Source organism: Maribacter sp., from assembly GCF_039968975.1.
Classification (GTDB): domain Bacteria; phylum Bacteroidota; class Bacteroidia; order Flavobacteriales; family Flavobacteriaceae; genus Maribacter.
On the sequence record NZ_JBDVOT010000024.1, the window covers coordinates 43,766 to 50,480 of the forward strand.

Annotated in this window: 5 protein-coding genes; 4 read left to right on the top strand and 1 reads right to left on the bottom strand. The window is 31.2% G+C overall.

Going from position 1 to position 6,715, the window contains the following annotated elements:
* The first annotated feature begins 16 nt into the window (after nucleotides 1-16).
* From ABJI11_RS01645 to ABJI11_RS01660, 4 genes are all read left to right on the top strand, one after another.
* Nucleotides 17-1,132, top strand: coding sequence for a glycosyltransferase family 4 protein (locus ABJI11_RS01645; protein ID WP_348348820.1), 1,116 nt, complete (start codon nucleotides 17-19; stop codon nucleotides 1,130-1,132).
* 59 nt (nucleotides 1,133-1,191) lie between these two features.
* On the top strand, nucleotides 1,192-1,929 hold the full coding sequence (locus ABJI11_RS01650; protein WP_348348822.1) for a WecB/TagA/CpsF family glycosyltransferase: 738 nt from the start codon (nucleotides 1,192-1,194) through the stop codon (nucleotides 1,927-1,929).
* 82 nt (nucleotides 1,930-2,011) lie between these two features.
* Nucleotides 2,012-4,360 (top strand): polysaccharide biosynthesis tyrosine autokinase, encoded by a 2,349-nt coding sequence (locus ABJI11_RS01655; protein ID WP_348348824.1) that lies wholly within the window; start codon nucleotides 2,012-2,014, stop codon nucleotides 4,358-4,360.
* 98 nt (nucleotides 4,361-4,458) lie between these two features.
* The gene (locus ABJI11_RS01660) at nucleotides 4,459-5,325 is read left to right on the top strand and encodes a DUF808 domain-containing protein (protein ID WP_348348826.1); all 867 of its coding nucleotides are present in this window, start codon (nucleotides 4,459-4,461) and stop codon (nucleotides 5,323-5,325) included.
* Between the two features lie 20 nt (nucleotides 5,326-5,345).
* Here ABJI11_RS01660 and ABJI11_RS01665 read toward each other — a convergent pair whose 3' ends face one another.
* On the bottom strand, nucleotides 5,346-6,692 hold the full coding sequence (locus ABJI11_RS01665; RefSeq protein WP_348348828.1) for an undecaprenyl-phosphate glucose phosphotransferase: 1,347 nt from the start codon (nucleotides 6,690-6,692) through the stop codon (nucleotides 5,346-5,348).
* Between the last annotated feature and the right edge of the window lie 23 nt (nucleotides 6,693-6,715).

Sequence of the window (6,715 nt, forward strand, 5' to 3'; positions counted from 1 at the left end):
CTCTTAAAAATCCCTTATGATAATAAAACCAAAAGTATTGTTCATACTTCATTTTCCGCCTCCTGTAAATGGAGCTGCAATGGTAGGGCAATTTATAAAGGACAGTGAGGTAATTAAAACAAATTTTGATCCAGATTTTGTTAATTTAACAGCATCCTTTAATCTAAAGAGTATTGGTAAGGGCGGGTTAGGTAAAATTATCACTATTCTGAGGATTTTAAGAAATGTCTTTATTAAGCTTATAAATAAGAAATATGACCTTTGTTATATGACTTTGACAGCTAAAGGTGCTGGATTTTATAAAGACTTTTTAATCGTTTTACTTTTAAAATGTTTTAGAAAAAAAATTGTATTTCATTTTCATAATAAAGGTATTGAAAAGAGGAGTAAGAAAAAGTTTGATCATTTTCTTTACCGTTTTATCTTTAAAAATACTAGCAGTATAGTACTTGCCCCATCGTTATCAAAAGATATAGAGAAATACGTTGATGTAGCAAATATTTACATTTGCCCGAATGGAATTCCGATTGAAGTAGAAAGCGAAAATATTTTTTTAGAGAATACTAATAGATATGAAGGTCGCTGTAGATTTCTCTTTTTGTCAAATATGATGAAAGAAAAAGGTGTTTTCGTTTTATTAAAAGCTTTAGATGAATTAAAACGAAGAGATGTAAACTTTGAATGTCACTTTATTGGTGCATGGTCTGGAATTTCTGAACAAGAATTTAATAAGGTAGTTGAAGAGCTTGATCTTAATAATCATATATATGCTCATGGGAAGAAATATGGAGTAGAAAAATCTTATTTTCTATTAAATACAGATGTTTTTGTGTTTCCTACGTTTTATCATAATGAATGTTTTCCGTTGGTATTATTAGAAGCAATGCAGTATGCTCTTCCTATAATTTCTACGCCTGAAGGTGGTATAGCAGATTTGGTTGTAGATGGAAAAACAGGTCTTTTAGGGGAACAGAAAAATATAAACGTGTTGGTAAATCATTTGCAAGAAGTAGCTGAGAACGAAAACTTACGTATTGATTTTGGAAAAGCAGGTAGAAAACGTTTTGAAGAGTATTATACACTTTCTGTTTTTGAGAATAATTTGCTTGGTATTTTAAACAGTTTGGTATAGAGTATTTTTTCTAATTATATATTCACTCTTGTTGAACAAAAAAATAAGTAAAATTTAGTATGGAACTTGAATACAAAACTATTTCTTGTCTTGAATACAAGTTATATGCAGATGATTTACGGTCATTTCCATTAAATCAGAAAGTAGAGATTAATACAATCAATCAATATTCATATTGTATAGCCGAAAAGGATGCAGAATTTAAAAATGCCTTACTTAATTCAGAAGTTCTGCTTCCAGATGGAGTCGGTATGACATGGGCTTCAAATTTTCTAAATGGTCATAAGATTAGAAAAATAGCAGGGGCAGATATTCATGAATATTTGTTAGATCAAATAAATGAGGCAGAAGGCTCCTGTTTTTATCTAGGGGCGTCAGAGAGTACCTTGGTTAAAATTCAAAATAAAATAAAGAAACAGTATCCCAAAATACGAGTGGGAAGTTATTCGCCTCCTTTTAAACCCTATTTTACTAAAAATGATACTACTTTAATGATACAAAAAGTTAATAACTTTAAGCCAAATATACTATTTGTTGGTATGACAGCGCCTAAACAAGAAATATGGAGTCATGCTAATAAAAAACAGTTAAATGTAAATGTTATTTGCTCTATTGGTGCTGTTTTTGATTTTTATGCAGGAACTGTTGACAGACCAAGTCAATTTTGGATTAATTTAAAATTAGAGTGGTTTGGTCGATTAATTAAAGAGCCTAAGAGAATGTGGAAACGTTATATTTATTACGGCGGGGTGTTCCTTTTTAAAATATTAAAAATAAAAATTTTAAAGAGGAACTAGTACTTCATTATTTTTTCTGAATAGAATCAATTGTAAGTGTAACATATGGTATTAGTTTTTGTATAGTGTAAATAATTTTAAAATGAGTAAAGAAAATTACGAATATTTTTCTCCAGAAGTTGAAGGTCCTGACTTTAGAACTTTATTAGATCGTTATTTAAAGTTCTGGCCTTGGTTTGTAGCTTGTGTGGGAATATGTCTGGTTATTGGAATGATTTATTTATCATTTACCAAATCGACATATATGGCAGTAGCCACCATTATCATTGCAGATGAAAAAGGAAAAGGTAGTTCTGTTGATACTGGCTTTGGTGATTTGTCATTACTTGGTGGTATCTCAACTAGTAGTATTGAAAATGAATTAGGTTTGTTAAGATCAAAGAGATTAATGTATAATGCGGTTAAAGCATTAAACCTTAATGTCAGTTATATGGAACCAAGTAGTTTTTTTACAAAAGAATATTATAAAAATAGCCCTTACGAGATTCGCATTGCTTCATTCGATTCTGATTTGTTGAGCAAGGCTATACAACTTGAAATGAATAAGTTTACTATAAAATATGTCAATGAAAAAGAAGTTGAAATAAAATTACATAACACTGATACCATTATTGTTAGTGCAGTAGGTGAAATAGTAGATTTAGAGTTTGTTAAGTTTTTTGTTGAGCCCAATGATATGGATTATAGGGTTGACGATGAGGGGAATTTTAAAAGTGTTCAAGTTGTTATTTCTGCTATTGAAAGTGTAGCATCATCAATGAATTCTAGTTTAGATGTAGGACTTGTGGATAAAAATTCAACTATGATTAAATTATCATTAGTTAACCCTTTTCCTTTAAAAGCAAAAGATGTATTAGATCAATTAATTTTTGAATATAACCAAGAGGCACTAGATGATAAAGATTTAATTGCGCGCAATACAGCATTTTTTATAGATGATCGTTTAGCAATAATTAATTCTGAATTAGATTCAGTTGAAACAGGCAAAGAGCAATTTAAGGAGTCTAATTTATTGACAGATATACAAACAGAATCTCAGTTAATAGTAAAAAATGTAAGTGATTATAATAATGAACAACAACGTATAATTACAGAGCTAGAACTTACCAATGCACTAATAAGACATCTTAGAAATAATACGACTAGCCTGTTGCCTACAAATTTAGGAATTGATGATTCTGGAACCAATGGGCTTATAAATGAGTATAATCAAAACGTTCTTGAAAAGAATAAACTTTTAAAAAGTGCGAGTGAGCAAAATCCGTTAGTAGTAAGTTTGACAAATCAAATTGAGCAAATAAGGAAAAATGTTATGGAGAGCTTACTTAGAATGCAATCGAATTTGAATATTAAAAAAAATAATTTGGACAGGCAGTCAGGTATTTTAGCATCGCAAATATCTGATGTTCCCGCGCAAGAACGTGCGTATAGAGGTATTGAGCGTCAGCAAAATATAAAAGAATCTCTGTATCTTTTTTTATTACAAAAACGAGAGGAAAATTCATTATCCTTAGCGGCTAGTGCACCGAAAGCAAAAATTGTAGATAGTGCTTATACGTTAGGGGGAGCAGTTTCCCCTAACTCGAAAATTGTTCTGTTGGTAGCTGTATTATTTGGATTATTTATTCCATTTTCAATATTAAATGTAAAGTCATTATTAAATAATAAGGTACAGAATGGAGATGACTTGAAAAAGTCTATTAAAGATTTAACTTTTATAGGGGAGTTGCCTCACGTGTTGCCTAAGGAAGCGTCTGTCATAAATCCAAATATACGAAGTAAATTATCTGAGTCTTTCAATATTTTATCAACTGATGTTCAGTACTTTGCAAAAAGAAAGGATATAGAAGATAAGTCTTTGTGTATTTTTGTTACTTCTTCTTTAAAAGGAGAAGGTAAAACATTTACCTCTGTTAATTTAGGGGTGACTTTAGCTTCTGAGGCTAATAAAGTTTTGGTTATAGGAGGTGACTTAAGAAATCCACAATTACAGCGGTATCAGAAAGATGCTGTATATCTTAATGGATTAAGTAGTTATTTAAGTGAAAATAATTTCAACGTTAAAGAATTTATTCAAGACACAGATTTGCATAATAATCTCAAGTTTATGTATTCGGGTGCAATTCCTAATAATCCAATTCAACTTTTAAAAAATTCAAAGTTGTCAATTATGTTTGAAGAATTGAAAAAAGATTTTGATTACATTATTGTTGATACCGCCCCAGTACTACAATTAGCAGATACCTTCGTGATTAGTAAGTATGCAGATTTAACATTGTATATGTTAAGAGCTTCAGAAACAAAAAAGAACGTTATTGCTCTAGTGGAAGAAATGGAAAATACAGGAAAACTGAAGAATGTAGGTTTGGTGCTAAATGATGTAAAGCTTAAAAATTCTTCTTATGGTTATGGCTATGAGTATGGCGCTTAATTTTTATACTAGTTAACCATTTCAACTTTTAAGTATTTTATAAATAGAATTCTTATAAATGAAATGGTTAATTTATTTTTGAACAAAATTAGAAATACATGGCTTCAGGTTTTTTTGCAATTTTAGATGATGTAGCGGCACTTTTAGATGATGTAGCTGCAATGAGTAAAATAGCCACTAAGAAGACGGCTGGTATATTAGGGGATGACTTAGCCGTAAATGCCGAGAAAGCATCAGGATTCGTTTCTAAAAGGGAATTACCGGTATTGTGGGCGATTTCTAAAGGGTCTTTGTTAAACAAAATTATCATTCTACCAATTGCCTTTTTATTAAGCGCGTTTTTACCTTGGGCGGTGACCTTGGTTTTAGTACTTGGGGGTATTTATCTTGCCTTTGAGGGTGCTGAAAAGATTTACGAATTTTTTGTGCCACATGAACATGAATATATTACAGCTGATACGCAACCAATGACCAAGGAAGAAATTTTGGAATTGGAAAAAACTAAAGTAAAATCAGCCATTGTAACTGATTTTATTTTATCTATAGAAATAGTAATTATTGCGTTGGGTGCAGTAATCAATGAGCCTTTAGTGACTCAAATAGCCGTGGTGTCTGTAGTTGCTCTAATAGCAACTGTAGGAGTTTATGGCATTGTAGCCTTAATTGTACGTATGGATGAATTCGGTACTAGACTTATTAACCTTAATGAAGAGGAAAATAGTATTTCTGATATCATTGGTCGCTTCTTTGTAAATGCTTTGCCAAAGGTAATAAAGGCTTTATCTGTTATTGGAACGCTTGCGCTGTTATTGGTTTCTGGAGGTATTTTTGTGCATAATATTGACTTGATACATCATATATTACCTAACGTTCCTAGTATTATAGTTGAATTCTTAGCCGGATTAGTAGTTGGTTTTATAGCACTTTTACTTTTTGAAGCAACAAAGAAACTTTTTAAAAAATAAATATTTTTTTGTGGTTACTATTAATAGGCCTTGACCTCACCTTTTATGGCATTGTAGATGGTCAAAAACACAATTTTAGTATCTAAGCCCAATGACCATTTTTCCATATAGAAAATATCGTAGCGAACCCTGTTTACAATATCGGCTCTTTCGACGATTTCACCTCTACAGCCTTGTATTTGAGCCAAACCAGTGATACCAGGTTTCAGGAAATGACGTACTAAATATTTATCTACAGAACCTTCGTACTGTTGGGTGTGAACTACCATATGTGGTCTTGGACCTACAACGCTCATATCTCCTTTTAAAACATTGAAAAACTGAGGAAGCTCATCTATGCTTGTTTTTCTTAGAATTTTACCCAATTTGGTTATTCTTACATCATTTTTGGTAGCCATTTGAGTGTTGCTAGTGTCGCTTTTGCTCATAGACCTGAACTTATAACACCAGAATATTTCTCTATTGACCCCATGACGTTGCTGCTTGAAAAACAATGGACCTTTAGAATCTATCTTCATTAAGATATATACTAATGGTGTTAACCATGATAAAACAAAAACTATGGCAAAGCTTGAAACTAGTATATCAAAAATTCGTTTAATGAGGTTAGAGTAGTCTAAATCTAATGGCGAAGCTCTTAAATTTAAGATAGGAACTGCCCCATATAATTCTAAAGACATGGCTCTCGAAAATAATTCTTTATTATCAGGAATTATTTTGATTCTTTTGAGACTGTTGTCGGCTATTTTCATGACATACTGTATCTCTGCTTTAGATAATTTAGAGGCCATACAATAGACTTCTTCAATATCGTTTTCAAAGATGTAATTAAAGGAGCTTTCTATGTCTCCTAAACAAGTAGCGTGGTTAGATTTTACATTGTCAAAATAGCCCATGTATCTATAACCATATTCTGGATTATCAAAAATACGTTTAAGCTTTTGAAGGTTTTTATCTTTACCAATTACTACAACTCTTGTGCTATTGTACCCTTTTGAGCGGTATAGTTTTTTAGCCCAATAAAACAAGATTCTAAACAGTGTTAGTAAAACACATATCTGCAAATAGACCAAAGTTAGATATTGGGGGGTGTAAGAGTTGATTCCGAAGAACACAAATGAGGTGAAATAAACTAGCCCATAAATAATGAATAGTATTATAAAGCTTTTAAAGTTGGTCATAAAACCATCTCTTCTGGCAGTAGGGTAAAAGTTTAAACTGTATGTGGTAATAAGCCATGTTAGATTATAGTAGAGTATACTATAACCATTTAAATAAGTATCTAGTGTATACATATAAAGTGTCAAGTTAATGAACAGTATATGTACCACAAATGATACGGGAATAATGAAATTAGATTTCTTCATTGAAGCTTTTAATAATGGTTAAT

Excerpts from the sequence above, each read along its gene's own strand:
- ABJI11_RS01645 (WP_348348820.1), top strand. The coding sequence starts at position 17 with ATGATAATAAAACCAAAAGTATTGTTCATACTTCATTTTCCGCCTCCT.
- ABJI11_RS01650 (WP_348348822.1), top strand. The coding sequence starts at position 1,192 with ATGGAACTTGAATACAAAACTATTTCTTGTCTTGAATACAAGTTATAT.
- ABJI11_RS01655 (WP_348348824.1), top strand. The coding sequence starts at position 2,012 with ATGAGTAAAGAAAATTACGAATATTTTTCTCCAGAAGTTGAAGGTCCT.
- ABJI11_RS01660 (WP_348348826.1), top strand. The coding sequence starts at position 4,459 with ATGGCTTCAGGTTTTTTTGCAATTTTAGATGATGTAGCGGCACTTTTA.
- ABJI11_RS01665 (WP_348348828.1), bottom strand. The coding sequence starts at position 6,692 with ATGAAGAAATCTAATTTCATTATTCCCGTATCATTTGTGGTACATATA.